General features: G+C 62.9%; 15 protein-coding genes. 2 read left to right on the top strand and 13 right to left on the bottom strand.

The features are described 5' to 3' along the window. Positions 1 to 6: 6 nt before the first annotated feature. The 12 genes from M0814_RS16625 to sctW all read right to left on the bottom strand — a co-directional run bounded on the left by M0814_RS16625 (position 7) and on the right by sctW (position 15421). Entirely contained in the window at positions 7 to 4968 is a 4962-nt protein-coding gene (locus M0814_RS16625; protein WP_158547271.1) for an AvrE-family type 3 secretion system effector, read from the bottom strand. A 125-nt stretch (positions 4969 to 5093) separates the two neighbouring features. Continuing rightward, complete coding sequence (sctU, locus tag M0814_RS16620; RefSeq protein ID WP_003225071.1) at positions 5094 to 6185, bottom strand: type III secretion system export apparatus subunit SctU; 1092 nt, start codon at positions 6183 to 6185, stop codon at positions 5094 to 5096. Beyond that, complete coding sequence (gene sctT / locus M0814_RS16615; protein WP_103483504.1) at positions 6182 to 6982, bottom strand: type III secretion system export apparatus subunit SctT; 801 nt, start codon at positions 6980 to 6982, stop codon at positions 6182 to 6184. The genes sctU and sctT overlap by 4 nt, the downstream gene beginning before the upstream one ends. Before the next feature lies 1 nt (position 6983). Next, positions 6984 to 7244: a type III secretion system export apparatus subunit SctS gene (gene sctS / locus M0814_RS16610; protein ID WP_003225065.1), complete on the bottom strand. Its 261-nt coding sequence runs from the start codon at positions 7242 to 7244 to the stop codon at positions 6984 to 6986. 7 nt (positions 7245 to 7251) lie between these two features. Then, a complete protein-coding gene (sctR, locus tag M0814_RS16605; RefSeq protein ID WP_003225064.1) occupies positions 7252 to 7905 on the bottom strand; it encodes a type III secretion system export apparatus subunit SctR in 654 nt (217 codons plus the stop codon). Then, complete coding sequence (gene sctQ / locus M0814_RS16600; protein WP_158547272.1) at positions 7902 to 8933, bottom strand: type III secretion system cytoplasmic ring protein SctQ; 1032 nt, start codon at positions 8931 to 8933, stop codon at positions 7902 to 7904. The genes sctR and sctQ overlap by 4 nt, the downstream gene beginning before the upstream one ends. Position 8934: 1 nt before the next feature. Continuing rightward, a complete protein-coding gene (locus tag M0814_RS16595) occupies positions 8935 to 9486 on the bottom strand; it encodes a type III secretion system HrpP C-terminal domain-containing protein (protein ID WP_158547273.1) in 552 nt (183 codons plus the stop codon). After that, complete coding sequence (locus M0814_RS16590) at positions 9483 to 9935, bottom strand: type III secretion protein (RefSeq protein ID WP_103483501.1); 453 nt, start codon at positions 9933 to 9935, stop codon at positions 9483 to 9485. Before M0814_RS16590 ends, M0814_RS16595 begins: the two co-directional genes overlap by 4 nt. After that, positions 9922 to 11277, bottom strand: a complete 1356-nt coding sequence (locus M0814_RS16585) for a FliI/YscN family ATPase (RefSeq protein WP_103483500.1) — start codon at positions 11275 to 11277, stop codon at positions 9922 to 9924. Before M0814_RS16585 ends, M0814_RS16590 begins: the two co-directional genes overlap by 14 nt. Further along, positions 11277 to 12209 carry an FHA domain-containing protein gene (locus tag M0814_RS16580; RefSeq protein ID WP_003225055.1) on the bottom strand — a complete coding sequence of 311 codons (933 nt, stop codon included), beginning with the start codon at positions 12207 to 12209 and terminating at the stop codon, positions 11277 to 11279. Before M0814_RS16580 ends, M0814_RS16585 begins: the two co-directional genes overlap by 1 nt. Before the next feature lie 12 nt (positions 12210 to 12221). Beyond that, positions 12222 to 14315, bottom strand: coding sequence for a type III secretion system export apparatus subunit SctV (sctV, locus tag M0814_RS16575; protein WP_003225053.1), 2094 nt, complete (start codon positions 14313 to 14315; stop codon positions 12222 to 12224). Further along, on the bottom strand, positions 14312 to 15421 hold the full coding sequence (sctW, locus tag M0814_RS16570; protein WP_103483499.1) for a type III secretion system gatekeeper subunit SctW: 1110 nt from the start codon (positions 15419 to 15421) through the stop codon (positions 14312 to 14314). The genes sctV and sctW overlap by 4 nt, the downstream gene beginning before the upstream one ends. A 265-nt stretch (positions 15422 to 15686) precedes the next feature. Here sctW and M0814_RS16565 point away from each other — a divergent pair, with 265 nt between their 5' ends. Next, on the top strand, positions 15687 to 16244 hold the full coding sequence (locus tag M0814_RS16565; RefSeq protein ID WP_103483498.1) for a sigma-70 family RNA polymerase sigma factor: 558 nt from the start codon (positions 15687 to 15689) through the stop codon (positions 16242 to 16244). After that, complete coding sequence (locus tag M0814_RS16560; RefSeq protein WP_103483497.1) at positions 16241 to 16789, top strand: GNAT family N-acetyltransferase; 549 nt, start codon at positions 16241 to 16243, stop codon at positions 16787 to 16789. Before M0814_RS16565 ends, M0814_RS16560 begins: the two co-directional genes overlap by 4 nt. Positions 16790 to 16866: 77 nt before the next feature. Here M0814_RS16560 and argP read toward each other — a convergent pair whose 3' ends face one another. Then, positions 16867 to 17793, bottom strand: a complete 927-nt coding sequence (gene argP, locus M0814_RS16555; protein WP_103483496.1) for an HTH-type transcriptional regulator ArgP — start codon at positions 17791 to 17793, stop codon at positions 16867 to 16869. Positions 17794 to 17796: the final 3 nt, after the last annotated feature.

Raw genomic sequence — 17796 nt, 5'->3', positions numbered from 1 at the left:
GCAGGTTCAGCTCTTGAGTTGCAGGCCGTCTTTCTTCAAGGCGTCCACCGTGGCCTTGAGCGAAGCCCCAGGCCTTGAGAGTTCGCCGTCGAGGAAGTAACTCTTGGGGGTGTCCTGATCCTGGCCATAGCTGAAGTTGATCTTGCCCAGCGTCTTGTTGACGTTGAGCGAAGCACTGCTGCTGTAGCTGACCAAGGGCAGCGGCGAGGTGAAGCTCTCAGGCTGGTTGACGCTCTGGAACACGGTGATGGCCTTGATCCGCATGTTGTCGCGGTCGCTGAGCAGCGCCGCCAGTTCCTTCTGCGACAGGTCGCCTCGGCGGCTGCCTTCATCGATGCGGTCCTGCACCGAGTCCTTGAGTTCAAGGCGCACTCGCGCCAGGGTGCCCGGCGTGCCTTGCAGATCCTTGACCAGGGCCTTGAGCGTCGGGTCCTGGCCGAGCAACGCCGAGACGCGCTCAGCGTTGCTCGGCGAGTGCATCGGGCTGACCAGACTCATGACCTTGGACACCACGCCTTGCTCGTCCAGACGCGAGAGGTTGGTGTAGGAGCTTTCAAAGCGTCCGCCGTCGAGCAGGCTGTGTCTGGCCTCCGCCGCCTGTTGCTGCACGCCGGCCCGCTTGAGCGCGCGCAGGGCTGCGTATTGCTCGTCGTTTTCCGCCGGTTTGTCGGCGAAGTGTCGCTGCAGACCGTCCAGTTGCTTTTGCAGTTTTTCCTTGGGGCCGAGGCCTGCGTAGTCGGCATGTGCGGTATCGGCCAGTCGCGTCAGTATCTGTTGTGACGCCGGATCCTTGAACGCGGCGCCGAGGCTGCCACCGAGTTTGCTCAGGTTGGCACTGGTCAGCGGTTCGGCTTCCTTGAAGGTGAATTTGACGCGTTTGCTGGTCTTGTTGTCGACGTTGACGGTCGCACTGCCACCCAGTGGCGCGACCACGCCCTGCGAGGCGCCGGACGGCTGGGCATTGCTGCCGGCGAGCTGGGCGCGGGCAAACAGTGAACCGCCGAAGCTGTTGAGCGCGCGCGGACGGTTGCGGCTGCTTTCCTGCAACTCGCCCTTGTTGCTGTGCTGGTCGAGGGAGTAGTTGGTGTAGTTGAGCAGGTTGACGTTGACCGTGCCGCCGACACCGAGCCGTGCGGCGGCGGATAACGGCGAGCTGTCCTTGTCGCTGATGCCAAGGGCGACGCGCATCTCGGCGCTGGCGCTGGCATTGACGTCGACGTTGAAACGCAGGCCTTTCTGGGTTTCGTGATCGACGCCTTTTTTCATCACTTCAAGCGGACTCATCTTGCCGCTGAACAGGTTGTCGACGAACTGATCGATGCCTTCGTCAGGCACGGTGAACACCACGCCGTCACGCTGAGTGCGGGTGGCGGTGCCGGTGACGTCCACGCCCAGGCGAAACGCCGGGGTCAGTTGCCGATCATTGCCGATATCAACCTTGGTGAACTTGTCCACTTCGCCGGCCTTGAAGAACCCCGGCCAGTAGTCCTTGCCGCCACCCACGCCACCGCTGGCCATCCCCGAGCCTTCACGTTGCAGGTACACGGTCACGCCTTTGTCGCCACGCTCGGCGTTGAGGTTGTAATTGCGCCCGCCACCCACCGCACCGCTGGGCCACGGGCCCATGCCCTTGTTGGCCAGCGACACGAACGGCGTGCTGAGGTTGAGTCCGTAGCTGCGTTGCAGGGCAATTTCGTCGTCGGGGTGTTCGAGTTGCTTGAGCGCCGACTTGAGCTGGTCCGCCAGTTCCGCCTGGGTCTTGCTGCCGGTTGCGGCCCGCAGGTTGACGCTGGTGGCGTGGTCTTCCTTCTTGAACCCGTTGAGGAAGGCCTTGATGCCGTCATAGGACGCTTCGAGGTTGGCGTGATCGGTGAAACCCATGTCGGTGATCTGCTTCACCGGATGTTCACCGTAGGTCTTGTCCCGCAAATCGCTGAATTGCTTTTTCAACTGCGCCAGCTGCTGGCTGTTGTCGGCGTCGGGGCGGAGCATTTCCACCCTGCCCAGCAGGTCGCCGAGGTCCTTCAGCGTCACCACGTCCAGCGCCAGCCGGGCTTTGGTCAGTCCTTGGCTGTCACTGGCGTCACGGCGTTGCCCGAGGGGAATATCGGCCTTTTGATGAGAGAGCTTCATGCCGTTGTCCTGCAGGGTCTTGAGCAGGGTGCCGGTGGGATTGTCCGCTGACGGTGCAACCTGCTTGAGTGCGCCTTGCGCCTCCTTGAGCAGGTCATGACCTGAGCTGGCGATATTGAGTTTTTGCCCGAGGTTTTCCAGTTTCATGCTCAGTTGCGTGCGTCGTGATGCCGGCGCCAGTTCGCCGTGAATGTTCAGCAAACCCTCCTTTTGCTGCAGCAGTTTCGACTTGCCGTGTTGCTGGCCCAGATGCCGGGTGGCCCGCAGGCTGTTGTCCTCCAGCTCGCCGCGCAGGGATTCGAGATCCTGCAGCAGGTCGGCGCCTTGCGGGCCAAGATCGAGCTGACTGATCCGCGACTTCAGATCGCGCCCCGGCGGCGCGGCGGGCTGATCGTGATTGAGAATTTCCAGACGCTTGAACAGCTCGCCTTCGGACTTGTACAGCGGACGCAAACCTTCGCGGCCGTGGTGGTGATGCTGGATGTGGTTGCCGATATTTTTCAGTACCCGCGGGGTTTCCAGCGTCGGTTTGAAAATGTTGGCGCGGATGAATTCACGGGTGGGCGCACGGTTGGAGTTTTCCACGTTGCTACGGCCCATGAAGTTGGCATTCAGGCGGGCGGTGAGGCCGGTACCGGGAATTCTTGCGGTTTTCTCGCCGCCGCGCACTCGCGTGAACAAGTCGCTGAGGGCGTTATGGTCGGCCGGGCGCGGTGTCACGGGCTGCCAGGTCTGGCCCTTGAGCTGCAAGGGTGGTTGCTCGGGGTTGTCCCTGACGGTCACGTTCAAGCGATTGTCATCGCCGGTGCGGATACTTTGCAGCCGTTGCCCGGCCGGCAGCGGCACGGGTTTCCAGCTGGCCTCAGGGCGCGGCTGGTCGGGCTTGGCCTGCCAGTCATCCTTGGCCAGAGTGAACAGTTTGCCTTCGGTGGTCAGCGCATGCAGGTTGTGATTTTCGTCCAGTGCCAGCGAGGCCACGGTGCCTTCCAGATCGAGGCGGCTGAGGTCGCTGCTGGTGCCGTCGGGATGATGCGCGGTCAGGCGCTGGTTGCTGTCCTGGGCGACAAACTGCTTGTCGTTGAGCATCGCGAATGCAGTGATATGGCGCTCTTCAAGGCCGGCCAGCGGCTCGCCCAGTGCAACCTTGGTTGAGCGCGGCGGCTGGTTCAGGGTGTGGCTGCCGCCGACGTTGACGGTGTTGTAATGGGGGCTGACATCGAGCTTTTTCAACTGCCCGTCCTGCAGCAAATAAGCTTTGCTGTCGATACCGCGCTGCAACTGCTCGACGTCCTTGATGCCGGTGTCCTTCCAGTCCTGACTGGTGGAGTCCCAGCGCTGTACACGCTGATCGCTCAGGCCCACCCGGCCCAGCCGATCAAGGTCGAAGGTCTGCGCCGGCGTTGGCGCGGCACTGCCGGGCAGGCCGCGCTTGTTGTCCAGCACCAGCGCGTCACTGAGATTCCAGCCATCCTTGAGGCGCAGATTGGGCTCGTCCAGCGCATGGGTGTGGGTCTGCCCGGCGCGATCGCTGAGCAACACCTGCAAACCGCCCTGATTGTCATGGAGCAAACCGCTGACCTGATGTTTGCCACCCAGGCGTTCACCTTCGGGGTGGAAGTGCTCCTCGGGCATCAGTTGCAGGGTCGACGATTCGGCATCGATATCCGCACGCTTGACGCTGTACAGACGACCTTCAGTGTCGCTGACGAACAAGCGCTCAGGGCTCAGTCCGATGTGCCTGGCTTCGGCCAGGCCGCCATTGAGGATCAGCGTCTTGCCGGCGCCGGTGGCCGGGGTTTCCTGTGCCAGATCGAACAGGTGCAGGGTGCGGTTCTGCTCGCCACTCAGGGTCGCGACATGCTGATCGGCGCCGACTGAAAAGGCCTTGAGTTGCGGAATTTCAACGTGCGGTACATCGCGGCTGGTGAGGTCCACCAGATGATCACCGATCTGTCCATATAACTTGCCGTTGCCCTGACTCGACAGATGGCTGAATTGCATGTCTTCGCTGCCCGGCGGCGTGCTCCAGGTGCGGCTGGCGTGATCGAATTCGTAAAGCTTTTCTTCGTGCAGACGCAAGGGCTGACCGTCGCGATCCTGATGGATTCCGGTCAGATGGCCGAGATGCGCGCGGCCAATCGTGTCCAGTGCGTTGCCGGTGTTGACGCGTGCTTGCTGGTCTTGCAGGACCAGTGTCGGTGACTGACCTTTGCCGGTTTCCTGCGGGCCGGCCGGCTGGCTGCTGCGCAGCATTGTCACGGCGGTCGGCGTCTGTTTGATGTGCAGCAAATGGCCTTGGGGCTCCAGCAGCAGATGGTCCTCGCCATTGCGGTCACTGGCGCTGGCCTGATAGTGCTGCCCGGATCGGGTCAAGGTGCTGTGCAGCAGATCGGCCACCGCAGCGGGTTTGAAATCACTGAATTGCGGCTGGCCCTTGGCATCCAGATGTATCTCCGGCGACTTGTCTTCGCTCGGCGTGCGGCGCTGAATGCGCTCTTCCTGGCCATTGAAGTGCGCGGCGTTGCTGCGGCTCAGTCGCGGCGTTTGCCCGGTGTTGCCGGCGCTCGAAGACGAGGCCTGCGGTTCGCTTTCCAGTGCCGCCGACGGATTGGCGTTGCTGGCCGAGGAGGAGGGGGCCGACAGGCGAGGCGTCGCCTGGGTGTCCTGTTTGACATGGCCGACCAGGTTCAGCAGGCGTCGACCCAGATCTCTCAAGGTGTGACTGCTGCGCTGGGTCGGTGCCTGCGGCTGTTGTTCCAGGCCCAGCGGGTTGTGGGTGGTCTGCGGGAGGGGCGCCAGCGTCGGCGACGCCGTCCGTTGAATCGATGACTCCATGGGAGAGCTCCAGGTCATGGACTGACACGGCGGGGTCGTTACGTCCGCCTTGGGCGTTCAGGAAAAATTCCTTTGCCCTGAGTGGCCGGCGCCGAGAGCTGGTTCCTTGGTGGTTCCTTGGTGGTTCAGTAGGGTGTGCCGGGCATTTCAATGGTCTGCTCCTGCAACTGATCGTCGAGCTCACGCAGCAGGCGATAGACCTGAGCCACCGCTTGCAGGGTTTCACGCGGGATGAACTGGCCGACTTCGCTGCGATACAGCGTGCGCGCCAGCCACACGTAACGAATCACCGGCACGCCGGCCGCCCGGGCGCGCTCGATCAGCTCCCGCGCCTCGGCATCGTGGCCCTTGCCGATGATGCGTGGCAGCGGGGTTTGCTGCGGGCGATAGAACAACGCCACGGCATAGTGGGTCGGGTTGACCAGCAGCAAATCGGCTTCTTCCACCGGCGCCTTGGCCGCAGCCGCGCCGGCCGGCTGCTGGAGCATTTCCCGGGCCAGTGACTTGCGGTGCGACTTCATGTGCGGGTCGCCTTCCATTTGCTTGAATTCCTTGCGCAGGTCTTCGTGGCTCATGCGCTGACCCTTGATGAAAAAGTACTTCTGCAGGGCGAAGTCCACCACCGCCAGCACCAGCAGCAAACCCAGGCAGATACGCGAGAGGCGGCGAAACAGGGCGATCATGGCTTGCCAGTAAGTGTCCAGGTCGGCACTGGCCAGACCGATCAGATCGCCCAGCGCCGGCGGCAACACCAGGTACAGGACCACACCGATCAGCAACGCCTTGCACAGGCTGTTGAGCAGGTTGAACAACTGGCGCGAAGAGAACATCTGCTTGAACTGATTCAGTGGATTGAGCCGCTCGAAATCCAGCTTGAGCGCTTCGGGCGCGAACAGCGGCCCGAACTGCACCCAGCCACCGATCAGGCGCATGGCCACGGCAATCCCCAGCACTGGCAGCATGAACAGCAGCAAGTCCCAGCCGGCCTTGGTCAACACCTCGCCGACGCCGGCGCCGAACGGCCGGCCGATCTGCTGCAGGGGCAGGTTCATCAGCGCCTTGAGCCTGGCGATGCCGCCGTCGGCCAGTCCCAGGATCAGCTCGAGCAGTGCGCCGAAGATCAGCAGTTTGGGCACGTCCTGGCTTTGGCCTACCTGACCTTTCTTGCGGGCATCGGCGAGTTTTTTCTGCGTCGGCTGCTCGGTTTTTTCGCTCATGGCGTGGCCTTGAGCAGCAAGGGCAGCAGGTGTTTGAAGTCGCCCAACTGCGCCAACTGGCCCTGGCCGAGCCAGCACAGCATCGGCAGATAGAGCACCAGAAAGCCCAGACCGACCAGGCTTTTTGCCGGCATCGCCAGCGTCGACACCTGCAACTGCGGGCTGTACAGGCTGAGAATCGCCATGCCGAACTCGATCAGCAACAACAAACCCACCAGCGGCGCGGCGTACAGCACCATGCAGCGAAAGGTGCTGGCGAGCAGTTTCAGGTAAAGATCCCAGCCATCCGTAGCGGGCATTGGCAGCCAGTGATTGGCCGGCCACACCGCGTAGCTGTCCCAGATCACCTGCGTCAGCGCGGCATAACCGCCGCCGAGGATCAGCAACAGAATCAACAGTTGCTTGAACATGTGCCCCAGTTCCGAGGTGTTGTCGCCCAATGCCGGGTTGATCTGGCCGCCGATCAGCGCACCGCGCTGGTTGTCGAACAGGCAGCCGATGGACTCAAACATCCAGAACGGCATCGCCAGCAACAGGCCCAGCAGCAGGCCGATCAGGCTCTCTTTCAAAACCAGCCCGCCAAGGTCGATCCAACCCAGGTCGTGACCGGCCAGACTGGCGCGGATGCCTGGCATCGGCACCAGCGCCAACGCCAGGACGATGGCGTGGCGCAGCATGCCCTTGATCTCGCGAAAGGCGAACGCCGGCACCAGAAACAGGCAGGGATAGAGGCGCGCCATGCCTAACGTCAGAGCGAGGATGGATTCGGAGACTTCAGTGAAGGCCGGCTGGAACATTTCAGGCCCTCGTCTGCGCGATCATGCTGAATGCCAGGTTGGCCAATTGCATCAACTCGACGCCAATCCAGCGCCCGGTCAACGCCAGAGCGATGCCCACTGCGACCAGTTTGATCGCGAACGGCAGGGTCTGGTCCTGCAACTGCATGACCGCTTGCAGCAACGAGGTCAGCACGCCGACGATCACCGCCACGATCAACGGCGGCGCCGACAGCACCACCACCAGCAACATTGCCTGCTTGAACAGCGTCAATGTATCCATGGCGCTCTCACAGGTAGCTGTAGAAAAGGCCATCGAGCAGTCGTGTCCAGCCATCGACCAGCACGAACAGCAGGATCTTCAACGGCAGGGAAATGGTCATCGGCGCCACCATTTGCATGCCCAGCGCGAGCAGGATGTTGGAGACGATCAGGTCGATCACGATGAAGGGCACGTAGATCAGAAAACCGATCTGGAACCCGGCCTGCAATTCCGAGAGCACGAACGCCGGGACAATCAGCAGCAGGTCGTCGCGGCTGGCCTTGGCCGCCATCGGCGCCGGCCACATGCGCTGAGTGTTTTCCAGCAGATGGGTCTGGATGTCCGGATCGACATTGCGTGACATGAACAGGCGCAACGGCTCCAGCACCTGGGTGCCGGCGCTTTGCATGGCGCTGAAGTTGTCCATGCGTTGCGGCAACTGCCGGAAGCGCTGGCCCATGTCGTTGAACACCGGCGCCATGATGAACAGCGTCGCCGCCAGCGCGATGCCGTACAGCGCCATGTTCGGCGGTGCCTGCTGCACACCGATGGCGTTGCGGGTAATCAGCAGCACCATGGAAATCTTCAGGAACGCGGTGCAGATCATCATCAGCAGCGGCACCAGCGACAGGGCGCCGAGGAACAGGGCGAGGGTCAGCGGGTCGACATCCTGCACATTCACAGGCGCGGCTCCAGCCGGGTGATCTGCAAGCCCAGACGGCCTTCGATGTCGACCAGTTCGCCCTGCGCCAGCACCCGCTCGCCGTGGCATAACGTGGCTTCCCCCGGGGTGCAGCCGTTGAATCGCAGCACCGAGCCGACCCCCAGATTACGCAACTGGCCGAGGCTCAAGTGGAGGCTGCCGGCACGCAAGGTCAGGGCCAGCGGCAGGTCGTCAAAGCGCGTGGATTCTGCACCCGGCGCTGAGGGCTGTACCTCGCTGGGCATGGGTTGATCGGCGAGAGCGAAGTGATCCAGAGAGGCATTCATCGTCAGGTCTTCCAGTTCGGTGAGGGTGAAGTGCAGGGCAGTGCCCGGCAATTGACGCAGGTGCAGACGGCAGGCGCCGATCTGCAGGCTGCCTTGGCCGTCGGCGCTGAACAGGGCCTGGTGGATAAGCAGAACATCACCCGGTTGCAGGCCGAGTAATTCGCCGCGACTCAGGCTGCAATGTCCCAGCAACAACGGGATATGCACAGGCCAGATCGGCTCGTTGTCGTTGCCGGCATTGCTTTGCCAGGCCGCGTTTTCGAGCCAGCGCAGCAAGGTCTCGGCGCTGATTCGCAGACGGCTGGTGTGGGTGCCCAGCGTCGCGCCGCGCAGCTCCAGCAGACAGTCCAGCCCCGGCACGGGCGGTGCAATGACCGTTTGCAACGGGCTCCATATCGCCTGCAGTTCAGGGGCCAGGTACTGGTTGTACAGCGGCCAGTACCAGGAGCATTGCGTGCTGGCAGTCAGTGGGTCGGCAAGGATCGCCGGGCATGCGGAGATCGCACTCAGCAGTGGTTCTGCGTCGTCCAGCCAGAACCGGCCGCAAACTGATTCGAGCGCTGTGGCGGGCTCGCTATTGAAGGCGATCGGGGCCAGCCGTAGATGAAGGGACGAGGGCGCCGGTTGCGTCAGGTTCAGGCACAGGCCCGCGCCCAGGCGCTCGCGCACCAGGGCTTCGGCCGACGACAGATTGCGCAGGCGCAACGCTTGCACGGTCATGTCAAACGCCCTCCCGGTGCAACCGCAGGCGCACCGCGCGTCCCAATTGCCGGGCAAGCCACGCCGCGCTGGTCTGTTGCAGCGGTTCGACTTGGCGCCACGCATCCGGAGCCATGTGCACGGCGATTTCCAGCGCCGCGCCGTGGTGGATGACATTGACCTTGACCGGGCCAAGGTTGGGCAGCTCCAGATGCGCTTCGAGTACGCCGGGTTGCGGATCATCCAGATGCTGCTCCAGACGTTCCAGCATTGCTTGCCACCAATCGATGTCGCGCTGCTCCGGTGCCGCCGCACTGTCTGTGGAGGAACCGGAATTTTGCTGCTGCGGCTCCTGAAAACCGGCACCGCCAAAGTCGGCCAGCAGGCCTCGGTCGAGGTTGCCCAGGGTGTCCAGCAAGTGTTCGAAATGTTCGCTCTCGTCACGGATTTCACCGCGCAGATCCTGGCGCCGTTCGGTTCTGGCGGGCCAGGCCGAGGCCGTGGTTTCCTGACGTGGGCGCGGGGCTTCGGGCATACGCGGTGGCGGTTTGAGTGTGGCGTGGCGCGGATTCATGAGGCATCCCGTGCGAGGTCGCGCAAATAGTCGAGTTTCTCCACATCGCGCTGGCGCCGCCGCAGTTGCTGCTCGCTGTCCGCCGTCCATTGCTGCTGTTGCCGATGTTCGTCCTGCAAGGCCTGATAGCTTTGCTCGACCCGCTCGATTTTGCGCAGAGCCTGTTGCTCGCCGACCAGCCACTGGTTCATCTCGGTGAGCAGCAGACGCCGATTGACGTGGGCGTCGCGTTGGTCAATGCGACCTTGCTGGTGTTGGTCACGTAGCTCGCGCAGCTCACCGGCCAATTGTTCGAGCCGGCCGTGCAAGGCGCTGAGCACCGAGCGTTGGCGTTGCCAGGCTTGTTCGGCCATGGTCAAACGGTGGCGGCGGATCGGCAGTAGTAGATCGAGCGTCGGTGTCAGGTCGGCATTGGCCGGGGTCTGGTAATCGGAATCAGACTGGAGCATGGGCGGTTACCTGCAGAAGGTGATCCAGGGTTTCATCGAGCGTCACCGGCTCGCGCAGCGATTGCTGGAGGAAGGCCTCGATGCGGGCGCGAGCGTCCACGGCGCAATCGGTCAGCGGGTCGTTGCCAGGCTGGTACTCGCCGAGCTTGATGAGCATTTCCACTTGCTGATAGGCAGCCATCAGTCGGCGCAACTGTGTGGCCCCGTGTTGCTGTTCGGTTCCCACCACATTGCTCATTGTCCGGCTCAGGCTGGCGAGAACGTCCACTGCCGGGTAATGCCCGCGTTCGGCCAGGCGCCGGGACAGCACGATGTGGCCGTCGAGCAGCGAGCGCACCTCGTCGGCGACCGGATCGTTCATCGAGTCCTGTTCGATCAGCACCGAATACAGCGCGGTGATGACGCCGTCGTGGGTGCGCCCGGCGCGTTCCACCAGACGCGGCAACAGGCTGTAGACCGACGGCGGCAAGCCACCGCGCCCGGCCGGCTCACCGCTGGCCAGACCGATCTCGCGCTGGGCACGGGCAAAGCGGGTCAGCGAGTCAATGATCAGCAGCGTCGATTTGCCCTGCTGGCGGAAGCCCTCGGCAATCGCCGTGGCGGTGAACGCAGCGCGGGCGCGCTCCATGCTGCTGCGGTCGGAGGTGGCGCAGACCAGCACGGTGCGGCTGCGCAGTTCGGCATCCAGTTCATGGTCGAGAAACTCACGCAGCTCGCGTCCGCGCTCGCCGATCAAGCCAAACACGATGGCCTGACACGGGGTATTGCGTGCCAGTTCGGCGAGCAGGGTGGTCTTGCCGCAGCCGGCGCCGGCGAATATTCCCACCCGCTGGCCTTCACCCAGCGTCAGCAGACCGTCAATGGCGCGCAGCCCGGTGGCCAGCGGTGCTTCGATTCGCGGGCGCTCGCTGGCGGCAGGAGCATCGCGAATCACCGGCAGCGCGCCAACCGCCCCGGCCTCGGCAAACGCCTGCGGGCCTTCGCCGTTGAGCGCGCGGCCAAAGCCGTCGAGCACACAGCCTAAAAGGTGATCGCCGACCAGCAGGCTGTGCGGCTGGAACAGTGGTGTGACTCGCGCGCCAATGGCAATCCCGTCCAGCGCGCCGAGGGCCGCCAGCAAGGTGTGTTCACGGTCGAACCCGACGATTTCGGCCATCACCTCGCTGCCGTCGGCACGCTGGATCTGGCACAGATCGCCGATCCGCGCCCGGGGCATGCGGCTGTGCAGCAAAATGCCGCTGACCCCGGTGATGCGCCCGTGGATCGCTACCGGTGCGCAGTGTTCGATCCGTTGCCGATGTTGCCCGCACCATTGCTGCAACTGTGCGATGGCATCCTGCATCACCAGCTCACCTCAATGCGCCGATCACCTTCGAACACCACTTGATGTTCGCTGATGCCGACCAGCCGCACGCCAGCCACTTCGTCGCCGAGAAACAAGCGCCGGCCATCGCTGGTCAACACGTTGGGCAAGCGCGCCAGACTGATCTGGACAATGCTGAACGGCAGCAGCGGGGTGGCTTCGGGCAGGTCGCTGAGCACCTGCAACGGGCTGCGATACTGCTGCTCGAAACGCAGCAGCATGCGTTCGGTCGATTGCAGCAGATCGTCCTCGTCGAAACGGCCTTTGAGCAGGATCTTGCCCGGTTGCTCGACGAGGCTGATCCGGCTCTGCAACTCACGTTCCTTGAGCATGTCTTGCAGAACCTGACGGACTTCGGCGGCATCCTTGAGCGCAGTTCGGCCCGGGACTGGTAGCGGCGTCGGCGGTTGCGCCGGGGTGTTGATGCCCCAGATCAATGTGGCGAGAAACAGCAACAGCGCACCCAGCAACAGCAATGGGCCGAGCAGCGAACGCGAGCGAGTCGGGGCGGCTATGTCAGCGTCGCGCTCCGCATTCATGGGCGGCAATGGGGTTTCTGTCGATGCCTGCGGCTGATCTTCAGGCTCTTCCTCGGCGGGCCATTCGGTGTTGGCACTGACCACCGACAGCCAGACACCATTGAGGGCAAACGGCGTGCCCGGTTGCAGGGTGGCGATGGCATCGACCTTGTGCCCCTCGCTGTCGGTGACCGGGCCGTCCTTGCGGGCCAGCGACCAGGTGTCGTCGACCAGCCGCAGCAGGCAGTGGCGATCCTTGATGCCGGGGTCGTACAACGCCAGGTCGGCGCTCTGGGCCGAACCGATGCACCATTCGCCACCGCTCAACGGCAGCGCCGCCCCCCGGTGCAAACCGGTGAGCACGCGCAGCTCATACATCATCTCGGGTTTCATCGCATCACTCCGTCAGGCCATCAAGGCATGGGCTTCTTGCAGATCGAGGCGTCCCAGCACCTGTACCTGCACCGAGGACAGCAACTCGGCGAAGGACAGCACCGGAACATGGTTGAATTCATCCCTGAGCAAACCGTGCAACGGGCTGCGCAGGTCCTGCGCCACCAGCAGCACCGGCGCCGGTCGCGAGCGCAGCGGGAAAGCGTGGCGCAGTTGTTCGAGCAGGGCATTGCCCAGTTCCGGTTCGAGGGCAAACCAGGCTTCGTTCTGGCTCTGGCGCAGGGCGTCGCGCAGCAGCACTTCGGTTTCCGGGGTGATCAGCCACGCATTGAGCGCACCTTGTTCGGTGTGCTGGTGGCAGATTTGTGCCTTGAGGGCGATGCGCACGTAATCGGTGAGGGCGTTCAGGTCGCGTTCGTGTTGCCCTTGTTCGATCAGCGTCTCGGCAATCGGCCGCACCGAGCGCAGCGACACCAGCTCGGCGGACAGCCGTTGCAGCACGGCGGCGAAACGCGCCAGGGGCAGGGTACGTTGCAGCTCCTGCGCCAGCTCCGGCTGTTCGCTTTCGAGCCAGCCGAGGATCGCCTTGCTTTCCTGCAGGCCAATGAACTGCGGGCCGGTGGCCTGGAAGGCGCGGCTCATGCGTTCGAGGATCAGCTCCTCGGCACTGACCGGCTCGACACTGCTCATGCGCAACAGCGCATGGTCGGGGGCAAACCACACCCATTCACTCTCATCACGCTCCGCGCGCCCCGGCTCGCCGTCGTGCAGCTCCCCGCACTGGCGCAGATGCACGGCTTGCAGGGTTTCACTCCAGGTGGCGCGAATCAGCGGCACTTCGTAGACGCAGAATCGAAATTCGTCTTCGGCGCAATCCTCGCTGAACTCCAGATCGAACGAAGGCAAGGTCAAGCCGAAACGGTGCACCAGGGTGTTACGTCGCTGGCGAATGCCGTGCAGCAAACGCTCCAGCGCCGCACTGCCTTTGTGGGCGGGATGGAACTGCAACAAATAGGCGCGGGACGGATTGAAGCGGCGGATGTCTTCGCGGCCATTGAGCTCGGGCGCGCCATTGCGGGTGGCGCCGTCGTGATCCTGGAGAATCTGCTTCTGGCGAATGCGCCACAGCTGAATCAGGCCACTGAACAGGCAGATCAGGCTGATGCTGATGAACACCAGACTGGGCATGCCGGGGATCGCGGCAAAGCCGAGCATGCCGATCGAGGAAAACACCCAGGCCTTGGGCTGACTGGTCAATTGTTCGGCGATTTCATGGCCGATGTTGGCGTCGCCGGCCTGACTGTCCGGCGCCACCCGGGTGATGATCATGCCGGCAGTCAGGGAAATCAGCAGCGCGGGAATCTGCGCGATCAGGCCGTCGCCGATGGTCAGCACCGAGTACAGGTGCATGGCGTCGGAGGCCTGCATGCCGTTTTGCAGCACGCCGATGGAGAAGCCGCCGATCAGGTTGATAAAGACGATCACCAGACCGGCGATGGCGTCACCTTTGACGAATTTCATCGCACCGTCCATGGCGCCGAACAACTGACTTTCCTTGGACAGTTGCTCGCGCCGCTGACGGGCTTCACGCACGTTGATCAGGTTGGCGCGCAGGTCGCTGTCGATCGACATCTGTTTGCCGGGCATGGCATCCAGGGTGAAGCGCGCGGCGACTTCGGCCACCCGTTCCGAGCCCTTGGTGATCACCAGAAAGTTGACGATGGTCAGGATCAGGAAAATCACCAGACCCACCGCCAGATTGCCGCCCACCACGAAACTGCCGAAGGCTTCGACGATGTGCCCCGCATCCTGTTGCAGCAGGATCAGGCGGGTGGTGGCGATCGACAGCGACAGCCGAAACATGGTGGTCAGCAATAGCACTGCCGGAAACGTCGAGAACGCCAGCGGTCGCGGCAGGTACATGGCCAGCACGATCAGCAGCGAAGAGATGCAGATGTTCAGCGCAATCAACACGTCGACCAATGCGGTGGGCAGCGGCAGGATCATCATGAACACGATGGCCATGACCATCACGGCGCCGACGATTTCGGTGCGGCGCATCACCGCCAGCGCCAGGCGGTTGAGGGCGTGGATCAGGCGATTCATTGCAGACCTCGCCCCGGCTCGACCAGCCCCATGGCCTGGCGTTCTTGCCGGGCCAGTTGCTCCATCAGGTTATGCAACAGGCGCAGGCCGTTTTGCCGGGTCTTGAGGTCCTTCCACAACACCAGCGGCAGGTTTTGCAGCAGTGGATAAAGCCCGTTGAAATACAGCGGCTGCAAGTGCGGAGCGTTGTCCAGGGTGTCATCGCTGAGCAGCGTCAGGTCGCGGGCAAAGAAACCGTTGGCACAAAAGCGCAGCAGCCGTTTGCTCATGGCCAGCGGCGTCATGCTTTCGCGGCGTTGTTTCTGGCTCAAACGCTGCAACAGGTCGTGGCAAGCCTTGATCAGATTGTTGAGCTGCCCGCAGGAGCCCAAGCCGCGCAACATCGAGCCGAGAACATTACCGGGCAACGAGGGCGAAAGGGCGGCGATGTCGTCCGCCAGCGCCCGTTGCAAGGTGCGCAGGCCGCGGGCGAATTGCTCTTCACTGAAGTGTTCGAGCAGGGCTTCGAGCAGGCTGGCCAAGGGTTGCTGGCCGACGATGGCTTTGTAGTAGAGCTGACGCATCGCCGCCCGTTGCTGCGGGTCGCGGCTGAACAGGGCGATGGCGCTGGCGGTATTGAAGCCCGCTCGGATTTTGTCACCGTGCACCAGACGCAATTCGTCGATCAGCTCGCGGGTGTTCTGCGCCTCGCCGTCCAGACCTTCAGCCAATGACAGGCGCATCGCCTGTTGCAGCAGAATGTCGGTGCGCGCCGGATCATTGTCCGCGATGCTCAGCGCCGCCTGCAGCGACGGCTGCTGTTGCAGTTGCTGCTGCATGCGCCGCGCCTGTTGTTCGAGGCTCGGCTGGTCACCGTGATCAAGCAGGCGATAGAGCTCGACGAGCTTCTCGATGCGCTCCACGCGCTGCCCTCGGGAAGCATCGCTGATGTGGCGCTCGTCGAGGCTCTTGCTGTGGCGCTCGATGCTTTCGCTGAACTTCAGGGCCACCTCTTCCATGGAGTCGATCAGCGGGTTCTTCGCCGTGGCCGCAGTGGCTTCGGTGCCAAACAGCGGACGCGGCAGCAAGTCCAGTGGCAGGGCATCGTTGTAGTTGGAAATTTTCATGGAGGCGCACGTTCCACCGCTATTCAGGTGTGCAGTGAGTGGCGTTTGCCGGCGTCCGGTTCCTTGGGCGCGAAGCGGCCCGTTTGACTGTGCAAGAACTGGCACAGGCATTTTGTCGAAAGTGCAACAAATGGCAAAAAACGCGCTTTTCGGTTTTTAAAAGTGTTTAAAAACAACAAGTTAAAAAAGTACCAAGGTTGGTACGCTCGCTGCTCTCTATCCCTCCCGCCACTGTCGGCATAGCGTGAGTGATGAGGGAACAAGCGTGGAATCGAGTAGTGTTCAAACGGAAGCGAAAGTCATTGCCGCCATCGAACTGGACCTGGGCGGACTGGCACACAGCAGCGAGAAAAAGCTGCGCGGTTTCATCAATAAGCGAGTGTTCAACCCGGCCGATGTCGATGACCTGATGCAGATGACTTATCTGGAAGCCTGGCGCAACCAGCACAAGTACACCGGGGCGTCGAAACCGGAAACCTGGCTGTTCGGCATTGCTACTAACCTGGTCAGCAACCACTTCAAGAACTTCTATCGCCGGCCGCAGTGCGCGGTGCTGGAAGAGGCGGGCATCGAAAGTCTGGAATATGGCCACGACCCGAGCCAGGTCAGCGAGCACCAGCGCCTGCTCAGGCGCACGCTGGAGGCCATCGACGACTTGTCGGTGGACATGCGCGCGGTGATCGATCTGGTGGTGGATTCCGACATCAGCTATCAGGACGCCGCGCAGCAACTGGGCGTGCCCATCGGCACGGTGCGTTCACGTCTGGCCAGGGCCCGGGGCCAGTTGAAGTCCAGTGTCTACACCGGGAGGGCCAGCGCATGAACGGATTTCGTCATAGCCAACCCATGACCCTGCCACGCGGTGTGCGTGAGTCCTGCGATGCCGACCTGCCGGCGATGATGGAGATCTTCAACGAAACCGCCGGCACGGGTGCCAACTCGCCAGTGACCCGGCCGATGACGCTTGAGGAAGTGACTTTCTATATCAATCTGTACAAGCGCGATGGCCTGCCCGTCTACGTGCTTGAACGCGGCGGCGAAGTGGTCGGCTGGCTGTCGATCAACCGCTTCAGTTGGGGCACCCAGGCCTGTCGCAACACCGGTGAAACCGCCATTTATGTGCGCGCCGATCGCTACGGCAGTGGCATTGGCGTGCGCCTGGGCCATGCGACGGTGATCCTCGGGCGTCAGTTCGGCCTGGAAACCCTGGTCGCTTGGATCATGGCCGCCAACGTGCCTAGCCAGCACATCGTGCAATCCATCGGCGCGGTACTCTGGGCCCGCTTGCCAGGTATCGCCCGGTTTGGCGAGGAGCGGGCGGACGTGTTGCTGTTTGGTCTACCGTTGTTTGAGGCGGGGCCGGACTGAGGGCAGATGTGCATTTGCTGCTGTGCAGCGGTGACTCGCGTCGCCGCTGCCGAGGGCAGCCTCGGCAGCGGCGCTGGTTACTTCCTAGACATGGTCGAGCGCTTCACCGGTCCTTTGCTGCTCAAGATCCGTCGTGCTGCGTGCACGGCGCGCTCGGAGAGCATTTCCATGCGCGGTGATTGCAACGCCCACGCATGCCAGTACAGCTCGACATCGGTGAAATGCCCCGGCGCCACATCCACCAGTTCGCGACTTTTCAGCAAATCGCTGACCTGCATATACGGCACCATGCCGTAGCCGAGTCCGCGGCGAATGGCTTTCAGACGCGCCTCTGGCAGTGACAGGTAGTGCGTGGGGTAAGCGTCTGCGTGCAGGCCGAAGCGTGACTGCATGAACTCCGACTGCAGGGTGTCTTTGCGCGAATAGGCAAATACCGGCGCCTTGCGTGCCGCCGCGCGGGTCAGGCCTTTGGCAAACCAGCGCTGCTGAAACTCTGGCGATGCGACCAACTGGTAACGCACCGGACCCAGCAGCTCAGCGAAACAACCGCGCATAGGCTGCGAACGCGTGCCGATACAGCCGATTACCTGGCCGCTTTCCAGCAAGGCATAGGTGTGATCCTGATCGTCGACCACGACGTCGAGCAAAATATTCTCGCTGACGAATATCTCGGCCAGTGCCGGAAAGAACCATGTCGCCAGCGTGTCGCCATTGACTGCAATGACCACGCGCAGGTGATCCTGTTCATCGCCGGTCAGCTCGTTCAGCAGTTCTTCTTCGAGCACGGTTGCACGACGCAGATAGAGCATCAGTTTTCTGCCCGCCAGCGTCGGCTCGCACGGGCGACCGCGCACCACCACCGAGCTGCCCAAGCGAACTTCAAGGGCGTGTATGCGTTGCGACACCGCCGACGGCGTCACGTTAAGACGTTCCGCAGCCTTCTCGAAACTGCCGCTGTCGACTACGGCGAGGAACGCCTGCATCTGTTTTGCGTCGAGTTGCATGGC

The sequence above is a fragment of the Pseudomonas sp. MWU12-2020 genome, assembly GCF_023100605.1.
In the GTDB taxonomy this organism is placed as follows: domain Bacteria; phylum Pseudomonadota; class Gammaproteobacteria; order Pseudomonadales; family Pseudomonadaceae; genus Aquipseudomonas; species Aquipseudomonas fluorescens_H.
This window is presented reverse-complemented; position numbering and strand designations above follow the sequence as displayed.

Coding starts and splice junctions, on each gene's coding strand:
- M0814_RS16625 (WP_158547271.1), bottom strand. CDS start 4,968: ATGGAGTCATCGATTCAACGGACGGCGTCGCCGACGCTGGCGCCCCTC.
- sctU (WP_003225071.1), bottom strand. CDS start 6,185: ATGAGCGAAAAAACCGAGCAGCCGACGCAGAAAAAACTCGCCGATGCC.
- sctT (WP_103483504.1), bottom strand. CDS start 6,982: ATGTTCCAGCCGGCCTTCACTGAAGTCTCCGAATCCATCCTCGCTCTG.
- sctS (WP_003225065.1), bottom strand. CDS start 7,244: ATGGATACATTGACGCTGTTCAAGCAGGCAATGTTGCTGGTGGTGGTG.
- sctQ (WP_158547272.1), bottom strand. CDS start 8,933: ATGACCGTGCAAGCGTTGCGCCTGCGCAATCTGTCGTCGGCCGAAGCC.
- M0814_RS16595 (WP_158547273.1), bottom strand. CDS start 9,486: ATGAATCCGCGCCACGCCACACTCAAACCGCCACCGCGTATGCCCGAA.
- M0814_RS16590 (WP_103483501.1), bottom strand. CDS start 9,935: ATGCTCCAGTCTGATTCCGATTACCAGACCCCGGCCAATGCCGACCTG.
- M0814_RS16585 (WP_103483500.1), bottom strand. CDS start 11,277: ATGCAGGATGCCATCGCACAGTTGCAGCAATGGTGCGGGCAACATCGG.
- M0814_RS16580 (WP_003225055.1), bottom strand. CDS start 12,209: ATGAAACCCGAGATGATGTATGAGCTGCGCGTGCTCACCGGTTTGCAC.
- sctV (WP_003225053.1), bottom strand. CDS start 14,315: ATGAATCGCCTGATCCACGCCCTCAACCGCCTGGCGCTGGCGGTGATG.
- sctW (WP_103483499.1), bottom strand. CDS start 15,421: ATGAAAATTTCCAACTACAACGATGCCCTGCCACTGGACTTGCTGCCG.
- M0814_RS16560 (WP_103483497.1), top strand. CDS start 16,241: ATGAACGGATTTCGTCATAGCCAACCCATGACCCTGCCACGCGGTGTG.
- argP (WP_103483496.1), bottom strand. CDS start 17,793: ATGCAACTCGACGCAAAACAGATGCAGGCGTTCCTCGCCGTAGTCGAC.